This window comes from Methanolacinia paynteri, assembly GCF_000784355.1.
In the GTDB taxonomy this organism is placed as follows: Archaea; Halobacteriota; Methanomicrobia; order Methanomicrobiales; family Methanomicrobiaceae; genus Methanolacinia; species Methanolacinia paynteri.
In genome coordinates this window covers 97811-113579 of sequence record NZ_KN360929.1, presented here as the reverse complement: position 1 = coordinate 113579, position 15769 = coordinate 97811, and the positions used below count along the sequence as shown (strand labels likewise).

20 protein-coding genes and 1 tRNA gene are annotated in these 15769 nt (G+C 52.2%); 19 read left to right on the top strand and 2 right to left on the bottom strand.

Translation table 11 applies throughout. The features are described 5' to 3' along the window. Position 1 precedes the first annotated feature (1 nt). The 18 genes from METPAY_RS06040 to rpiA all read left to right on the top strand — a co-directional run bounded on the left by METPAY_RS06040 (position 2) and on the right by rpiA (position 14309). Positions 2-826 carry a DNA-directed RNA polymerase subunit D gene (locus METPAY_RS06040; RefSeq protein ID WP_048150263.1) on the top strand — a complete coding sequence of 275 codons (825 nt, stop codon included), beginning with the start codon at positions 2-4 and terminating at the stop codon, positions 824-826. A 1-nt stretch (position 827) separates the two neighbouring features. Next, positions 828-1190, top strand: coding sequence for a 50S ribosomal protein L18e (locus METPAY_RS06035; protein WP_048150261.1), 363 nt, complete (start codon positions 828-830; stop codon positions 1188-1190). A 5-nt stretch (positions 1191-1195) separates the two neighbouring features. Then, entirely contained in the window at positions 1196-1618 is a 423-nt protein-coding gene (locus METPAY_RS06030) for a 50S ribosomal protein L13 (RefSeq protein WP_048150258.1), read from the top strand. A 16-nt stretch (positions 1619-1634) separates the two neighbouring features. Continuing rightward, positions 1635-2036: a 30S ribosomal protein S9 gene (locus METPAY_RS06025; protein ID WP_013328706.1), complete on the top strand. Its 402-nt coding sequence runs from the start codon at positions 1635-1637 to the stop codon at positions 2034-2036. 33 nt (positions 2037-2069) lie between these two features. After that, on the top strand, positions 2070-2258 hold the full coding sequence (locus tag METPAY_RS06020; RefSeq protein WP_013328707.1) for a DNA-directed RNA polymerase subunit N: 189 nt from the start codon (positions 2070-2072) through the stop codon (positions 2256-2258). Between the two features lie 8 nt (positions 2259-2266). Then, positions 2267-2339: transfer RNA gene (locus METPAY_RS06015), tRNA-Pro, on the top strand. A 44-nt stretch (positions 2340-2383) separates the two neighbouring features. Then, complete coding sequence (locus tag METPAY_RS14645) at positions 2384-2554, top strand: DNA-directed RNA polymerase subunit K (protein ID WP_013328708.1); 171 nt, start codon at positions 2384-2386, stop codon at positions 2552-2554. Positions 2555-2571: 17 nt separating this feature from the next. Beyond that, positions 2572-3183 (top strand): 30S ribosomal protein S2, encoded by a 612-nt coding sequence (gene rpsB / locus METPAY_RS06010; RefSeq protein WP_048150256.1) that lies wholly within the window; start codon positions 2572-2574, stop codon positions 3181-3183. Positions 3184-3206: 23 nt separating this feature from the next. Further along, positions 3207-4007, top strand: a complete 801-nt coding sequence (gene amrB, locus METPAY_RS06005; protein WP_048150254.1) for an AmmeMemoRadiSam system protein B — start codon at positions 3207-3209, stop codon at positions 4005-4007. 8 nt (positions 4008-4015) lie between these two features. Then, on the top strand, positions 4016-4915 hold the full coding sequence (gene mvk / locus METPAY_RS06000) for a mevalonate kinase (protein WP_048150253.1): 900 nt from the start codon (positions 4016-4018) through the stop codon (positions 4913-4915). Next, on the top strand, positions 4878-5639 hold the full coding sequence (locus METPAY_RS05995; RefSeq protein WP_048150250.1) for an isopentenyl phosphate kinase: 762 nt from the start codon (positions 4878-4880) through the stop codon (positions 5637-5639). The genes mvk and METPAY_RS05995 overlap by 38 nt, the downstream gene beginning before the upstream one ends. A gap of 123 nt (positions 5640-5762) precedes the next feature. Beyond that, a complete protein-coding gene (gene fni, locus METPAY_RS05990) occupies positions 5763-6815 on the top strand; it encodes a type 2 isopentenyl-diphosphate Delta-isomerase (RefSeq protein ID WP_048150248.1) in 1053 nt (350 codons plus the stop codon). Between the two features lie 48 nt (positions 6816-6863). Continuing rightward, a complete protein-coding gene (locus METPAY_RS05985) occupies positions 6864-8210 on the top strand; it encodes an RNase J family beta-CASP ribonuclease (RefSeq protein ID WP_013328714.1) in 1347 nt (448 codons plus the stop codon). Positions 8211-8222: 12 nt separating this feature from the next. Further along, positions 8223-9188: a polyprenyl synthetase family protein gene (locus METPAY_RS05980; protein ID WP_048150246.1), complete on the top strand. Its 966-nt coding sequence runs from the start codon at positions 8223-8225 to the stop codon at positions 9186-9188. 5 nt (positions 9189-9193) lie between these two features. Next, on the top strand, positions 9194-10879 hold the full coding sequence (locus METPAY_RS05975; RefSeq protein ID WP_048150244.1) for a glutamate--tRNA ligase: 1686 nt from the start codon (positions 9194-9196) through the stop codon (positions 10877-10879). 454 nt (positions 10880-11333) lie between these two features. Continuing rightward, positions 11334-12293 carry an EF-Tu/IF-2/RF-3 family GTPase gene (locus tag METPAY_RS05970; protein ID WP_048150242.1) on the top strand — a complete coding sequence of 320 codons (960 nt, stop codon included), beginning with the start codon at positions 11334-11336 and terminating at the stop codon, positions 12291-12293. 477 nt (positions 12294-12770) lie between these two features. Next, entirely contained in the window at positions 12771-13508 is a 738-nt protein-coding gene (locus METPAY_RS05965) for an SIMPL domain-containing protein (protein WP_048150240.1), read from the top strand. Positions 13509-13622: 114 nt separating this feature from the next. Further along, positions 13623-14309: a ribose-5-phosphate isomerase RpiA gene (rpiA, locus tag METPAY_RS05960; protein WP_048150237.1), complete on the top strand. Its 687-nt coding sequence runs from the start codon at positions 13623-13625 to the stop codon at positions 14307-14309. Here rpiA and METPAY_RS05955 read toward each other — a convergent pair whose 3' ends face one another. After that, positions 14310-14681, bottom strand: coding sequence for a helix-turn-helix domain-containing protein (locus METPAY_RS05955; protein WP_048150236.1), 372 nt, complete (start codon positions 14679-14681; stop codon positions 14310-14312). A gap of 138 nt (positions 14682-14819) precedes the next feature. Beyond that, positions 14820-15380 carry a TATA-box-binding protein gene (locus tag METPAY_RS05950; RefSeq protein WP_048150234.1) on the bottom strand — a complete coding sequence of 187 codons (561 nt, stop codon included), beginning with the start codon at positions 15378-15380 and terminating at the stop codon, positions 14820-14822. Between the two features lie 128 nt (positions 15381-15508). Here METPAY_RS05950 and METPAY_RS05945 point away from each other — a divergent pair. Beyond that, positions 15509-15769, top strand: a 261-nt coding sequence (locus METPAY_RS05945) for an acetate--CoA ligase family protein (protein WP_245611539.1), incomplete at its 3' end; no start/stop codon positions are given.

The window sequence follows — 15769 nt, the reverse complement described above, 5'->3', positions numbered from 1 at the left end:
AATGGAGATTTCATTCAGCAGGCTGGACGAAGATATTGCGCGTTTTACGCTTAAGGATGCCACTCCTGCGTTTGCAAATACATTCCGCAGGACAATGATCGGAGAGGTGCCTACACTCGCAATCGAAGACGTGCTGATATATGATAATAACAGTGCACTCTTCGACGAGATGCTGGCACACAGGCTCGGCCTGATTCCGATCAAGACCGATCTGTCAGAATATGTAAAGAAGTCCGAATGTTCGTGCGGCGGCGAGGGATGCTCGTCCTGCCAGGCCATATTCACGCTCAGCGTCGAGGGCCCCGGCACGGTTCATTCGAGCGATCTCATACCTGCAGACCCGAGAGCCACGCCGGTGAATATGGATATACCCATCGTCAAACTCGAAAAGGACCAGAAGGTCGTTCTCGAGGCCCGTGCGGAACTCAATATCGGGGACGAACATGCAAAATGGGAGCCCACTCTCGCATGCGGCTACAAGGCATATCCCGTCATCACAATCGATGACCGGTGCGATGCCTGCGGCAACTGTGTCGAAGAGTGCCCGCGCAATGTTCTCAGGGTCGGCAAAAAATCGGTCGAAGTTGCCGACGGGAAACTCGAGGACTGTTCGATGTGCCGTCTCTGTGAGAAGGCATGTATGGCGAGCGGAATCGGTGACAGGCCGGCAATAAGCGTTAAACCGGACAATACAAGGTTTTTATTTGTCGTCGAAAGCGACGGGTCGCTCCCCGTGAAGGAGATCATGACCTGCGCATTAGGAATAATGAAGGACAAATCCGACAGCCTGGTGGATGTATTAAACGAGATATCCGGAGCGATCTGATATGAAGAATATTACTAAGACAAATCCGCGTTACACTGCCCTGATCTCATCATTAAAGGAAGCGTCCCGTTCAGGCGATGCGAAGGTCTGGCGCGAGATCGCGAGAAGACTTGAGGCCCCGAGCCGCAACTACGCCGAGGTAAACCTCAGCAAGATCAACAGGTACGCCCGCGAAGGCGAGACCGTGATCATACCCGGCAAGGTTCTCGGAAGCGGAGCACTGACAAGGGGAGTGAAGGTTGCCGCGCTCAATTTCAGCGAAGGTGCAGCAGACAAGATCAAAGCTGCCGAAGGAACCTGTATGACTATTGAGGACCTCGTGAAGACGAATCCCGAGGGAAAACTTGTAAGGATACTGAGGTGAGGAGAATGGTTACAGTAATCGATGCAACAGACCTGCGCCTTGGAAGACTCGCGAGCCTTGTAGCCAAGAGATGCCTCGAGGGAGAGGAGATCGCGATCGTCAATGCGGAAGCTGCCGTAGTTACAGGTGCAAAGGCACGTGTTCTGGCAGACTACGACGTGAAGAGAAAGCGCGGTTCACGCGAAGGCGGACCGTTCTTCCCGAGAAGACCCGACCACATCATGAAGCGCACGATCAGGGGCATGCTCCCTTACAAGAGGCAGCGCGGTGTCGAGGCCTTCAAGAGAGTAAAGGTCTATGTCGGAGTCCCGAACGAGTTTGCCAACTCTGAATTCGAGGTCATCGACTCTGCCCACGTCGACTCCCTGTCGACTCCCAAGTATGTAAAGATCGGAACGATCAGCGAAACGCTGGGAGCAAAATTCTAACCGGGGGTAAAGATTTATGTCAAAGATTATCAATACAAGCGGAAAGAAGAAGACCGCCGTTGCCAGGGCGACCGTGAAGGAAGGAAAGGGAAGGATCCGCATCAACTCGGTTCCCCTCGAAATCTACGGGACAGAACTTTCAAGGCTGAAGATTTCAGAGCCCCTTCTCCTTCTCCCCGGCATAACCGACGAGATCGACATCAGTGTCGAGGTCCAGGGCGGCGGCTACATGGGACAGGCAGATGCCATCAGAACTGCAATAGGCCGCGGTATCCTTAACTGGTATAACGACCCTAAGATTAAGGACGCATATCTTGCATATGACAGGACTCTTCTTGTCAACGACTCCCGCCAGAAAGAGGCGAAAAAGCCTCACGGACGCGGTGCAAGAAAGAAATTCCAAAAGTCTTATCGTTAGGATGGCTAAAATATAAGGGAGAGATCAGGCTCAATGATACCAGTCAGATGTTTTACCTGTGGAAAAGTGATTTCCACCGAGTATGAAGAGTATAAGAAGAGATTGGAAGCTGGTGAGGATATCAGGGAGATTCTGGATGATCTCGGTCTTGAGCGTTACTGCTGCAGGAGAATGCTGCTTTCGCACAAGGAGATCATTGACGATCTCAACCCTTATCAATAAATTTAGGAGGGGTCGTGGGGTAGCCTGGAATCCTATGGCGTTCGGGATGCTGTGACCTGAGTTCGAATCTCAGCGACCCCATTTTCCAAAAATTTAAATGTTCTTAAAAAGTTCTGTGGATTAAGATGACAACATCATACACCCGCTATGAAAGAGCCCGCATCGTCGGGGCACGCTCGTTGCAAATCTCGATGGGCGCACCGTTATTAGTGAAAACAGACAAGATTGATCCTCTTGAAATCGCATTAGAGGAGTACCAAAAGGGCGTAATTCCCATTACAGTGAAAAGAAGATAAAAAGGAGAGCTGATTAATTGAATGCAAATAGTGATATTGAGATAGAGCTGAAAGAGTCCTTAGTCCCGGTTGAAGATTACCTTGCTGCCGGTGTACACATCGGAACGCAGCAGAAGAGCCAGGACATGATGAAGTTTATCTACCGCGTCCGCGGTGACGGACTTTACATCCTCGACATTCAGCAGACAGACGACAGGATAAAGACCGCTGCAGAGTTCATTGCAAAATTCGACCCTGCAAAGATATTCGTTGTGACCTCGCGCCAGTACGGACAGTACCCGGCAAGAAAGTTCGCCGATGCAGTCGGCGGAAGGTCGAAGGTAGGCCGCTTCATTCCCGGAATGCTGACCAACCAGAAGATCCCGAACTACGTTGAACCCGACGTTCTTATCGTAACCGACCCGATCGGCGATTCGCAGGCGATCAACGAGGCGGTCCAGTGCGGCGTCCCGGTAGTTGCCCTCTGCGACACCAACAACATTACTAAATATATTGATCTCGTAATCCCTACAAACAATAAGGGGCGCAAAGCTCTGAGCCTGATATACTATCTGCTTGCAAGAGAGGTTCTTAAGATACGCGGTGTCCCAACCTCCATTACAGTAGAAGACTTCGAGATCGAGCTTTAAGCGAGCCCGGAGTTTATGGTTACATGGATGTGCGCAGGGTCACTCTGGCCGGGAGATTCTATCCCGGGGAGCCCGCTTCTTTAAAAGAGCAGCTGGCGTATTTTTTTAGTCATGTTGCTTTGCCGCATCCTGTAGACGCCTGCGGAATAATATCCCCTCATGCGGGGACAATATATTCCGGCCAGGCAGCCGCATATTCCTTTTCTGCAATTCCTGAAGATTTCAACGGGACTTTTATCGTAATCGCCCCGAGCCATTCCGGGTATCCCGACTGCACCTCCGGTCTGTCATGGGAGACGCCTCTTGGAGTTATCGAATGCGACGAGACTCTTGTCTCTGCACTCGATATCAACAGGGACGATTTTGCAATGGCCCAGCCTGAAAATTCTCTTGAAGTGCAGATGCCCTTCATAAAGTTCAGGTTCCCGGATGCGAAGGTCGTGCCCGTACTTATGGGGAGGCAGACCCTGCAGGGAGCAAAAGCAATGGCGGATGCAATCGTCCGGGCAGTCCGTGAAACGTCGTCGGATGTAAGAATTGTCGCATCCTCTGACTTTTCGCATTATATCCCTGATGAAGAGGCGAGAAGGCTCGACGGTTATGCCATCGAAGCTCTCTTCGATCTTGATTCGGAAGAATTTTTCAGGAGAATCCGTGAGGAGGGCGTCAGTGCCTGCGGCTACGGGCCGATTGCAGTGATGGTAGAGGCATGCAGGGAACTATTCGGTGCAAAAAAGGGTGAATTGCTGAATTACATGACCAGCGGCGACGTCTCGGGTGACTTCAGCCAGGTTGTCGGGTACGCGGCGGTTGCAGTTTTTTAAGTGATAATATGGCGACATGGAGTGCACCGGGCAAGGTATTTTTATTTGGCGAGCACGCGGTGGTCTACGGAAAACCGGGAATAGCGATGGCCATCAAACCGAGGGTCTCGGTTACGGTCAGGAAGGTGCGGAACCCTTCGAAGATAAATTCCCCTTATATTGAGAATTGTTTCGATCTGACCGGTGTTACGGGGAGTGTATATATTCATTCCCAGCTCCCGAGCTCATCAGGCCTCGGATCGTCCGCGGCGGTCACCGTCGCAACGCTCTCGGCGATAAACGACGAATTCAACCTTTCCCTTCAGAAAAAGGACATCGCTGATATCGCATACCAGGTGGAGAAGAAGGTCCAGAGGGGAAGAGCGAGCCCTACCGATACGTTCGTCTCGACCTATGGCGGACTGATCCTGATCAAGGACAACAAGAGGAGGATCCTTCCGCCGGAGAATTTCAACATCGTCATCGGCAACACCCTCGTCTCGCACAAGACGTCCGAACTCGTGGAGATGGTGGGTGAATTCAGGAGGACGAACCCGCTCGTGGTCGACCCGATCCTCGATGCAATCGAGGCGGTCACGACGAGATCCATGCACAATTTCAACAACTTAAAGGTTCTCGGGCGGTATATGGACGTCAACCATTCTCTCCTGGAGGCTCTCGGGGTAGGCCACCCGGCATTGACAAGGCTTGTGAACGCAGCACGGAGCGGCGGTGCATACGGCGCCAAAATGACAGGGGCCGGCGGCGGAGGGTGCATGATCGCACTCTGCCCGAAGAGATCCAAGAGCAGGGTCGCCGCTGCAATCGAGGCTGCCGACGGAAAGGCGATAATAACTACGATAGATACGGAAGGGGCACGCAGGGAAGACGATGAGGAAAGAGAAGATTATTCTAAAGCTGGGCGGTAGCGTAATCACCGACAAATCTTCGGGCGAATGCAAAGTAAACAAACCTGTTCTTGAAAAGATAGCGAAAGAGCTCGCGTCAAGAGATAATGTCGTGCCGGTTATCGTTCACGGCGCCGGTTCGTGCGGCCATCCGGAAGCGAAAGAGCATCATCTTGATAAAGGGTTAGATCATACTAATAAAGCAGGCATATTTATCACCCACAGGGCTGTGTGCAGCCTGAACGAAGAGGTGGTAAACGCGCTGCGTGCCAGTGGTGTGGAGGCCGTAGGCATTCACCCGCTTGATGCATGTACTGCGAAAAACGGACGTCTAATATCATTTGACAGCAGTCCTGTCGAACTGCTAATCCAAAACGGTGTAATCCCCGTTCTTCACGGGGACGTAGTGATGGATATCGGGCAGGGGGCCTGTATCGTCTCGGGCGATCAGCTTATCAGCTGCCTTGCAGGGAAAATGGCAGTCGACAGAATAGGACTTGCGACAGATGTCGCCGGTGTAATAGGTTCCGACGGAAATGTAATCCGTCACATAAACAGGAACAACGCCGGCGATCTGGAGATCCGCGGATCGGGCAGCACCGACGTTACCGGAGGGATGAGGGGCAAGATCGACGAACTTCTTCTCCTTGCCGAAAATGGTGTCGAATCGGAGCTATTCCATATATCCCGTGTCAGTGATTTCCTTGACGGGCGCGACAACGGCGGCACACGGGTGTCGCCTTAACCGGGAACAGAATATAGATTTGCCGCATTGACGGCGCCCAGTGATTGGGTGCATATGCGGCCCGGCTGATCGGCCAGATCTCACTATAGCCGCAGGGAAGGCCGGAACAACCAGGAATTTAAGATGGATAAGAAGAAGGACAAATCGGAATATACCTCCTCAAGAAAACTCGAGCACCTGAAGATCTGCTGCAGCGGGAATATCGAAGCCGGCAGAAGCGGTTTCGACGATATCAGGCTTGTGCATAATTCTCTGCCCGAGTGCAGCATGGACAGGATTGATCCGGGTGTTCGTTTTCTCGGCCATAAGCTGGCGTCCCCTTTGTTTATATCTGCCATGACCGGGGGCCACCCGGATACGACGGAGGTCAACCGGCGACTGGGAGAGGCCGCAGGACGATTCAATATCGGTATGGGTGTGGGCTCCCAGAGGGCCGCACTCGAAAACCCAGATCTTGAAGGCAGTTTTACAGCCGTCCGCGAGGCTGCGCCGAAGGCGTTCCTATGCGGGAATCTCGGTGCGGTGCAGCTCAGGGAGAAGGGTCCCGAATGGGCGGATCGTGCAGTGGAGATGATAGACGCACAGGCGCTATGCATCCACTTAAACCCGCTCCAGGAGGCAGTCCAGCCGGAAGGCGATCACGATTCGTCCGGTTGTCTCGATGCTATAGCCGAACTCTGTGTATCTTCGAAATATCCAGTAATCGTCAAAGAGACGGGTGCGGGTATATCGGCCGAAGTTGCGGAGAAGTTGTGGTCCGTCGGGGCTGCCGCGATCGATACCGCCGGGCTCGGCGGAACTTCGTGGGCGGCCGTAGAGGCCCTTCGCGGTGAGGATGAGTCGCTGAGACAGCTCGGCAGGGATTTTTCAGATTGGGGAATCCCGACCGTCGTCTCCCTTATCGAGGTCTGCGGTAAGGGAAAGCCCGTGATCGCTTCAGGCGGCCTGAGGTCGGGGATAGATATTGCAAAAGCTGTCGCACTGGGCGCATCCCTCGGGGGAATGGCGCTTCCGCTGCTTAAGCCGGCGATGGAAAGTTCCGAGGCACTTTTCGGGAAGATCGGGCAGATCCACGAAGAGATCAGGATCGCGATGTACCTGACGGGCTCGGAGAGCTGCGGTGCACTGGCCGGAAAAAGAGTCTATATTACCGGAAAGACTGGTGAAATGATATAAAAAAGATCTAAAAGATCTAAAAAAATCTGATATTTCAGGAGATTTAAAATGGATATTGAAATAATAGCCGTCGGCGGTTACAACGAAGTAGGTCGGAATATGACCGCCGTCAGGGTTGGAAAGGAGATTGTAATCTTCGATATGGGGCTCCGCCTCGACCAGATTATGATCCACGAGGACGCGGAAGTGGAGAATATGCACTCCCTCGACCTCATTGAGATGAAGGCCATACCCGACGATACGATAATGAATACTGTCGAGGGGAGTGTCAAGGCGATTGTCTGCACCCACGGCCACCTGGACCATATCGGTGCGATCCCTAAGCTTGCGCACAGGTACAACGCACCGATTATCGGGACGCCCTATACCGCCAAGCTCATCGAGCAGCAGATAGAGGGCGAGAAGAAATTCGGTGTCAACAACAAGGTCTTCGCACTCCGTGCCGGCAAGAAATACAGGTACGAGATCTCGAAGGATCTTAATATCGAATTCGTAAACATCCAGCACAGTATAATCGATACCGCGATGGCGGTTCTCCATACTCCCCAGGGAGCGATCGTTTACGCCCTCGATTTCAAGCTTGACCGGACCCCGGTTCTCGGCAATCCGCCAGATATCGCGAGGATGCAGGAGCTCGGCCGCGAGGGTGTCATCGCTCTTATCGTAGAGAGTACGAACGTACGTCTCCCGGGCCGCTGCCCGAGCGAGCGTGTCGCACAGAAGCTTGTCCGCGACGTGATGACGAGCTACGAGGACGACAAGAATGCAATAATCGTCAGTACTTTCTCCTCGCATATCGCAAGGGTCAAGACGATCGCGGAATGCGCACACGAGATCGGACGAAAACCCGTCCTGCTCGGCCGTTCGATGGAGAGATACTCTTCTACGGCCGAACAGCTCAAGCAGGTTGGTTTCCCCGAGACCCTCTCGATGTTTGGCAACCGGAAGACGGTCGACCGTGTCATCCGCAGGATGATTAAGGAAGGCAAGGACAAATATGTACCTATAGTCACCGGTCACCAGGGCGAGCCGGGTGCGACCTTAACGAGGATAGCACAGGGCAACAGCCCGTACAGGATCGACAAGGGCGACAAGGTTCTCTACAGCGCCAATGTCATTCCGAACCCGATGAACTACGGCCAGCGCTACCACCAGGAGGTGCTGCTGAAGATGCGGGGTGCGAGGATCTTCGAAGGCCTTCACGTGAGCGGCCACGGGCAGAGGGAGGATCATTACGAGGTTATCCACCTGTTGAATCCCCAGCACGTGATTCCCGCCCACGGTGATGTCGACATGACCGGCGATTACATAAAACTGCTCGAGGAATGCGGTTATACGCTCGGCAACGACGCCCACCTGCTCAGGAACGGGATGAAGATTAATGTCACGAAATAGGATGATGGTAATATGAAACTGGAAGAATATCTTGAGAAGAATGCGGAACTGATCGATACGAGGCTCGAAAGCATGTACGGCAGTCTCCCCGGCGAACTTGACAAGGCGAGCGCTCACCTGCTCTGTGCCGGCGGAAAGAGGCTCCGTCCGTCCGTTACGATGCTTGCGGCGAATATCATCGAGAAGGGACGCTCCGATTCGGTTATTCCCGCAGCACTTGCACTTGAAGTGACGCACACTTTTACTCTTGTCCACGACGATATCATGGACGGGGACGTCACACGCAGGGGTGTTCCTACAGTTCATACGCAGTGGGACGAGCCTACGGCTATTCTTGCAGGGGATGTTCTCTACGCCGAAGCGTTCGAGCTGATAACGATGGCGGATGCGGACCCGGTTGCAAAGGTAGAGGCTGTCGCGATCCTGGCGAGGACATGCCTCGAGATCTGCAGGGGTCAGCACGAGGATATGTCTTTTGAGAAACGCGACGATGTCGATCCGTACGAGTATCTCGAGATGGTCGGGCAGAAGACAGGTAAACTCTATGCAGCGGCTGCGGCGATCGGCGGTATTCTTGCAGGCGGAGATGCACGGCAGGTCGGGGCTCTTCACGACTGGGGATACCTGAGCGGTGTCGCGTTCCAGATCCAGGACGATGTAATCGATCTTATGGCGGATTCGGAGAAGTCCGGAAAGGATCGTGCATCGGATCTTCGTGAAGGCAAGCAGACTCTTGTGGCGATCTTTGCGAAGGATCGGGGTCTTGACCTGTCGAAGTACAGGAAGGAGAACCTGACCGACGAGGAGATCGACCAGGCTATATCCGAGCTTAAAGAGGCCGGAATTATCGATGCAGTGAGGGAGACGGCCATGGATCATGTAAAGAGGGCGAAGGAAACGCTCGTCGTATTCCCTGACTGCGAAGAAAAAAGGCTTCTTGGAGAAATTACGGATTATTTCATCAACCGGAGCTTCTGAACGGCATGTCAGTTGACCCAAAACAGTTTTTTTATATTCATGCGCTGGAAAACGCAGTAGAGCACGAGAACGTCCCTAAGGCAGGTGCGGTTTTAGGACTATTGATGGGTAAACACCCCGAGTTCCGCTCCCGTGCAAAGGAGATGTCGGCGATCCTGAACGAGGTTCTTCAGGAGATCGACGGTATGTCTCCTGCAGAGAGAAGGGAGAAGCTCGCGGAGATGGCTCCCGAACTTGTTGACCGGAAGAAGGAGAAGAAGACGAAGGAGAGGGGTCTTCGCGACCTGAAGAACGTGGGAAAGGACGGGGTCGTGATGCGTTTCGCCCCGAATCCCAGCGGTCCGCTTCACATCGGCCATGCCCGTGCTGCTTACCTGAACGACTATTATGTCCGGAAGTACGGCGGACGATATGTTCTGAGGATCGAGGATACGGACGCCCGGCGTGTGCAGCCCGAGAACTACGGGATGATCCTGGAGGATATCGAATGGCTCGGCCTGAAGATCTCGGAGATCGTTTACCAGAGCGACAGGCTGGATATCTATTACACATACTGCCGGCAACTCCTTGAGTCCGGTAATGCATATGTCTGCACCTGCGATTCTGCGGCTTTCAAAGTTTTAAAGGACAGCAAGAAGGAGTGCCCGTGCAGGGACCAGACCGTGGAGGAGAACATCTCCCTGTGGGAGAAGATGCTCGACGGGACGTTCCCAGAGGGTGCTGCGACGGTGCGGGTGAAGACCGGAGTTGATCTTCCCGATCCCGCGATGAGGGACTTCTCTCTCTTCAGGATCGTGGAGACTCCGCATCTCAGGACGGATGCACGTGTCTTCCCGATGATGAACTTCTCGGTTGTTATCGACGATCACCTTCTCGGCATAACCCACGTGATAAGAGGAAAGGATCATATCGCGAATACGAAGCGGCAGGGATTCATCTACGATTATCTCGGGTGGAGCCAGCCGGAGTTCTATCATTACGGGAGAATGTCGGTAGGGGGCCTTGTGCTCTCGACGACTGCGATGAAGGAGGGTATACGTGCCGGAAAATACACGGGCTGGGACGATATCCACCTCGGGACTCTCAGGGCGATTGCGAGGAGAGGCATCCAGGCGGAGGCCGTAAGGAACTCGATGATCGATATCGGTGTCGGCCAGACGGATATCGCGTTCTCGTGGGAGAATCTTTTTGCCGAGAACAAACAGGTCATCGATCCGGTTGCAAACAGGTACTTCTTCGTCCCGGATCCGGTGAAGTGCGAGATTAGAGGGGCCCCTGCTGTTACGGCGAAGGCGTTCCTCCACCCGAACGACGAGGCGAGGGGTTACAGGATGCTGGATTTCAAAGGGACTCTCTACGCCCCGGAGGACGAGATCGCGGGCGTCCCGATGGTCCGGTTCAAGGATCTCTTCAACGTGAGGATCGGAGAGGAGAACGGAGAGCGTGTGTTTGAATACGCAGGAACGTCGCTTGAAGAGGCACGTAAGGAGAAGTCCCCGATCATCCAGTGGCTTCCTGAATTGGAAAAAGTGAAATGCACTCTTCTCACCCCGGAGGGAGAGCAGGAAGGATTCTGTGAAATTTCGGTGAGGGACGAGGTGGACAAGGTGGTCCAGTTCGAAAGGGTTGGCTTTGCAAGGATCGATTCCGTTTCTGATTCCGGTATTACGGCGTACTTCGCCCACCGGTAATTTTTTTTGAATATTTTTTTTGTATTTTCTTTCTCATCTTGGGTTCGTTTTGTACAAACATTGTTGGCAACCCCGGCACCGGCGGCAAAAGCCACCGGACGGCCCCTCCCAGGGGCCTTGCCTTAAGATAATCTTCTCACGGCACGCCCAAGGGACCGGCGAGGGTCCCCCGGGCTGTTGAATTGAGATTTACAAGAAACAGTGTATGAATCAATACCCCGCGTCTCTCCACTCAGGGGATACCTGTCTATCCCTTGGGCGGTCTATCGCCATAGAGAGGCCCCGAGGCCGGGGCCGATCCGCGGGCCTGCCTGATGGGCCCGCGGCGAGGGGTTGCCAACGATGCGTTTGATGGAATATCTATTGCAGGTCACTTGATTTGCCTGTAATTTTCTATAAATCACAACCCCGGACAAAAACCATCTTTACCATTCAGAGCTAAATTATTGGCACTATGCCTAATCTCAATGTAGCGGTTCTCGGCCCGCACGGATATGCCAAAGCCATAGGCAAGGCCGGGACCGAATCCGATATTACTTTTTACAACCTGAAGAAGGGCGAAGATACTGTTACGATTATCGAGCCGTCGAGATACCCGGAGCGGGTCGCACCCCTGTATTATGCCGTTGCGATGTCGCAGTCCGCGATCCTGGTCGTGGATGCGATCACCCCCGAATTCGGGGAGTGTGTGGTCATGCTCGACTGTGCCGGGATAAAGAGCGGCTATGTAATTCTCAGGAATTATATCGACAAGTCGCAGATCGATCCGTTGATCAAGGGAACGGTCATCGAGAACTATACTTTCATGGAGGACGATTCGATCATTCTCAGGGAGTCCCTCCTCGCCGCTGCCGCAAAGGTAGAGAGGGTGATCTCCGATATTCCGGGAACGGTTATGGTCGATCACCACTTCAATGTAAAGGGTATCGGGACCGTGATCCTCGGCGGAGTTGTGAAGGGAACGATCAGGACTCATGACTCCGTGAAGGTTCTCCCCGGCGAGAGAACCGCACAGATCCGCTCGATACAGAGGCACGACGACGACTGCACGGATGCCGTCCCGTATGACCGCGTCGGACTTGCACTGAAAAATATTACTGCGGACGAGATCGACAGGGGTCAGGTCGTGACAACCGACGATTCGATAAAGACCGGCGACTCGTTCAAGGGCAGGATCAAGATCGTCAAATACTGGAATGTCCCGATGAAGGATTCGATGGTGATCCATATCGGCCACTGGATGAGTTACGTCTCGGGAAAGATCGATTCGGTGACGGACGACTCCGATCCGAAGAATCCGGAAGTCGAGATAAGCCTCGAGAAGGACATCGCGTACTTCCCCGGCGACAAGGCTATCGTTCACCACCTCGATGCCGGAAAACTCAGGGTTGTCGGGACGATTGTTTTGGAGTAAGTAACGTTTTTTACGTTTTTGATTGAGGGCGGGGGACGATTCCCCCTCCCTTAGACCCTCCCCCTCATGGCGATAAGTCGCCTCCGGGATGGACAAGCATCCCTCCGGCTCCGTGAAAGTTTCTCATCATCTGAATGACTCTATGGCATTTAGCGATCTTATTTCTTGTAAGTTTTTCCCCGGCCGAGGCTACCCGAATGGGTAGCGTCCAGGTCGGGCTATCGCGATTGCGCAAATTCGCGTAGCGAATTAAGCAGAGGGCTGCCCCGCAGGGGCTTATGCCCAAATCAATACCCCAAAAAAAAGAATTTCAGGACTTGAATAATACAGGAAGGGGCTTAGGCCCAGATAAATACGAGAAAAAACCTCTTCTTACTTCAACACAGCCCAAATCCAAAATCAAAACAAATAACTTCAGTTATTTTCGAAGTCATGAATAGTGTTAATAAATTTCAATGCTACTATCTTCTGATACAAATGAGTCTGAAAAAACTAATTCTGGTTTCGATGATCTTCGTCCTCGTTGCTGCAATGGCAGGTACAGCCGCCGCAGTCGACACCACGGACGACAAGACCATCTCGGTATCGGGCACAGGAAAGGTTAGCTCCGCACCCGATACGGTAATAGTTTCAATTGCAGTAGAAACTGAAGATACCGACGCGTACAAAGCCCAGCAGGAGAACGCTGTAAAGATGGATAAGGTCCTCAGTGCCCTGAAGGGAATGGGCCTGACAAGCGACGAGATCGAGACGACCGGCTACAACATCTATTCGTACACCTCAGGTGACGACTCCATATTCGGTTCCAGGAAAACAGTCTACAGGGTCACCAACACCATAAAAGTGGAGACAATGAAGGTTGATATGGCAGGCGAGATAATCGACAACGCCGTTGCATCCGGTGCAAACAGCATAAACTATGTTTCATTCACGCTCAGCGATGAGAAGTCCAACGAACTCCGTTCGCAGGCCCTTGACGCAGCCGTCGTACAGGCCAAGTCCGATGCAGACGCAGTCGCATCCGCACTCGGCGTTTCGATTGTCGGAGTAAAGACCGTCAACGTCGGTGCAAGCTACGTCCCGGTAAGCTACAACTACGCCTATGCCGAGGATGCGATGTATAAGTCGGCAGCCTCCGCCGGAGCTCCTACATCCGTTGAAGCTGGTGACGTAGACGTAACCGCTTCGGTCTCAATCGTTTATCTTATAAGATAATTCAACCCTTTTTTCGATCGCCGGGTCACCCGATCCTGATCTTTCCGGACTCCGATCACCATAAATAGAAAGTTCTTTTTTGTATGTGCATGACTACTGATCAGGTTTCAGGAAATGACTTCAGACATTGATATATCCAAAAAGAATGCCGGATATTTTGCGGCCGAACTCATACAGGACGGCATGGCTGTCGGGCTCGGAACAGGCTCGACGGTCTTCTACGCCATGGAACGCCTCTCCGAACGGATATCCTCCGAAGGTCTCGATATGATCGGCATCCCCACATCTTTTCAGGCTTCGATGAGGGCGAGAGAATACGGCATTCCGCTCTCCGTACTCGATGAGTACCCGTCGCTCGATATCGCAATCGACGGAGCCGACAAGATCGACTCCTCGCTCCGGATGATAAAAGGAAGGGGAGCAGCACAGACACTCGAAAGATGTGTCGCCGATGCAGCGGACCTCTTCGTAGTCGTAGCAGACGAATCGAAGATGTGTGAAAAGCTCCACGGCCCCGTTCCTGTCGAAGTACTCCCGTTCGCCCTCGGTCTCTTTGAAAGAAGAATACGGGAACTCGGCGGCATTCCCTCAGTCCGTATGGGTGTCAAAAAAGACGGCCCTGTAATAACAGACAGCGGCAATTTCGAAGTAGACTGTGATTTCGGGTTCATAGAAGAGCCTGAACTGCTCCAGTCGAGAATAAATAACCTGCCCGGCGTATTAAGCTGCGGACTGTTTACGGAATTTACCGGCAGGACAAAAGTTGTAATCGGAAATGAAAATGGTGTAAATATTTTTTAATCAGACTATTTTTCTGATCTTTTTTATAATTTCAAGCTGGTTTTCAATCTCTTCTTTTTTATCTTTCTCAAGAGTATCGATGATTTCTGCCATCGGTTTCGACAGGTTGTATATCTTCACGGGCCTGCCTTTGCTCTCCGCCTTGCTCTCCCTGTTGGAGATCCACTCCTTTTCGCTCAGGGTTCTCATGGCTATGCTGACTTCCGGCTGGCGGAGATCGGTCCCCCTCTCAATCTCCCTTGATGTCGCCTCCTCGGTATTTGCAAGATAAACCAGAACCTTGGCGACATTCTTTTTGAGACCCACTTCTGAAAGAAGATCAGCCAGTTCCTCTTCCTTTTCAGTGAATGTCAAAACTTTTTCGAGTTTCATAACTACACCAGTCTGTACATTCTAATTTGCCAGTTTCTTATAAATACATTTTTATCTTGATTGTGGTATTTAGGGTGGTATGATAATGATCTAATTATTGTTAGACCAAAAATGATAGGAAAATATATAATCTATTGTTTAAATTAATCCGAGGTTTGAAAGATCGGATAAAATCTTCTGCACCGCTAATCTGGCATCTTCGGGCTGCTTGCCACCGGTTATGATAAGTTTCCCCGACCCGAAGAGGAGAACGACCACTTTAGGCTCGTCGAGCCTGTAGACCAGTCCCGGGAACTGCTCGGGTTCGTATTCGATCCTTTCGAGATTGAAACCTACAGCGATCTTGTTCAGGTTTATGGGAGTTCCGAGATCTGCGGAGGTTACGATATTCTGGACTTTATACTCCAGGTTTTTGGGGATATCCAGTTTGAGCTCCCTTAATTTGTCTCCGAGTATCTCGAGACCCTTTGAAAGGCTGTCTATACTCTTTGCACCGGTCAGGACCACTTTTCCCGATCCGAAGACGAGAGCCGCAATCTTGGGCTCCTGCATCCTGAGCACAACGCCGGGGAACCTCTTCTTGTTGTACTCTGCATCTTTGATCTTTTCGTTTATCATCTGGAGATCGAGTTCTTTGGCAACCTTGGCCGATGCTACGATATTTTCGATCTTCAACGAGTCTTCCGGATTCACCTTCATGTTTATAAAATTATTTATAAAGTATATAAATAGTTGGGTGTTAAACTAATCCTAAATGGCCCGGGTTTTTCCAACCTGCGTAATATATGTCAAAAATATTTTCCGCCGGTCCCGTGCGGGGTGAATTTATGAAGAAAAAGGTGCTTCTTGGTGCTGAAGGATACCGTCTCCTGGACGGTTTTGGTATCCCGCATCCCGAATACGGTCTTGCTCATTCCGGAGACGAGGCCGCCGGTATCGCTGAAGGTCTGGGTTTTCCTGTCGTGATGAAGGTGATCTCCCCGGATATCATCCACAAGAGCGACGCAGGCGGCGTTGTTCTGGATATCGGCTCCGCGGGTGAGGCCCGGGAGGCATATTCGCGAATAATTAAAAATTCGTTGTCTGCA

Coding starts and splice junctions, on each gene's coding strand:
- METPAY_RS06040 (WP_048150263.1), top strand. CDS start 2: ATGGAGATTTCATTCAGCAGGCTGGACGAAGATATTGCGCGTTTTACG.
- METPAY_RS06035 (WP_048150261.1), top strand. CDS start 828: ATGAAGAATATTACTAAGACAAATCCGCGTTACACTGCCCTGATCTCA.
- METPAY_RS06030 (WP_048150258.1), top strand. CDS start 1,196: ATGGTTACAGTAATCGATGCAACAGACCTGCGCCTTGGAAGACTCGCG.
- METPAY_RS06025 (WP_013328706.1), top strand. CDS start 1,635: ATGTCAAAGATTATCAATACAAGCGGAAAGAAGAAGACCGCCGTTGCC.
- METPAY_RS06020 (WP_013328707.1), top strand. CDS start 2,070: ATGATACCAGTCAGATGTTTTACCTGTGGAAAAGTGATTTCCACCGAG.
- METPAY_RS14645 (WP_013328708.1), top strand. CDS start 2,384: ATGACAACATCATACACCCGCTATGAAAGAGCCCGCATCGTCGGGGCA.
- amrB (WP_048150254.1), top strand. CDS start 3,207: ATGGATGTGCGCAGGGTCACTCTGGCCGGGAGATTCTATCCCGGGGAG.
- mvk (WP_048150253.1), top strand. CDS start 4,016: ATGGCGACATGGAGTGCACCGGGCAAGGTATTTTTATTTGGCGAGCAC.
- METPAY_RS05995 (WP_048150250.1), top strand. CDS start 4,878: ATGAGGAAAGAGAAGATTATTCTAAAGCTGGGCGGTAGCGTAATCACC.
- fni (WP_048150248.1), top strand. CDS start 5,763: ATGGATAAGAAGAAGGACAAATCGGAATATACCTCCTCAAGAAAACTC.
- METPAY_RS05985 (WP_013328714.1), top strand. CDS start 6,864: ATGGATATTGAAATAATAGCCGTCGGCGGTTACAACGAAGTAGGTCGG.
- METPAY_RS05980 (WP_048150246.1), top strand. CDS start 8,223: ATGAAACTGGAAGAATATCTTGAGAAGAATGCGGAACTGATCGATACG.
- METPAY_RS05975 (WP_048150244.1), top strand. CDS start 9,194: ATGTCAGTTGACCCAAAACAGTTTTTTTATATTCATGCGCTGGAAAAC.
- METPAY_RS05970 (WP_048150242.1), top strand. CDS start 11,334: ATGCCTAATCTCAATGTAGCGGTTCTCGGCCCGCACGGATATGCCAAA.
- METPAY_RS05965 (WP_048150240.1), top strand. CDS start 12,771: ATGAGTCTGAAAAAACTAATTCTGGTTTCGATGATCTTCGTCCTCGTT.
- rpiA (WP_048150237.1), top strand. CDS start 13,623: ATGACTTCAGACATTGATATATCCAAAAAGAATGCCGGATATTTTGCG.
- METPAY_RS05955 (WP_048150236.1), bottom strand. CDS start 14,681: ATGAAACTCGAAAAAGTTTTGACATTCACTGAAAAGGAAGAGGAACTG.
- METPAY_RS05950 (WP_048150234.1), bottom strand. CDS start 15,380: ATGAAGGTGAATCCGGAAGACTCGTTGAAGATCGAAAATATCGTAGCA.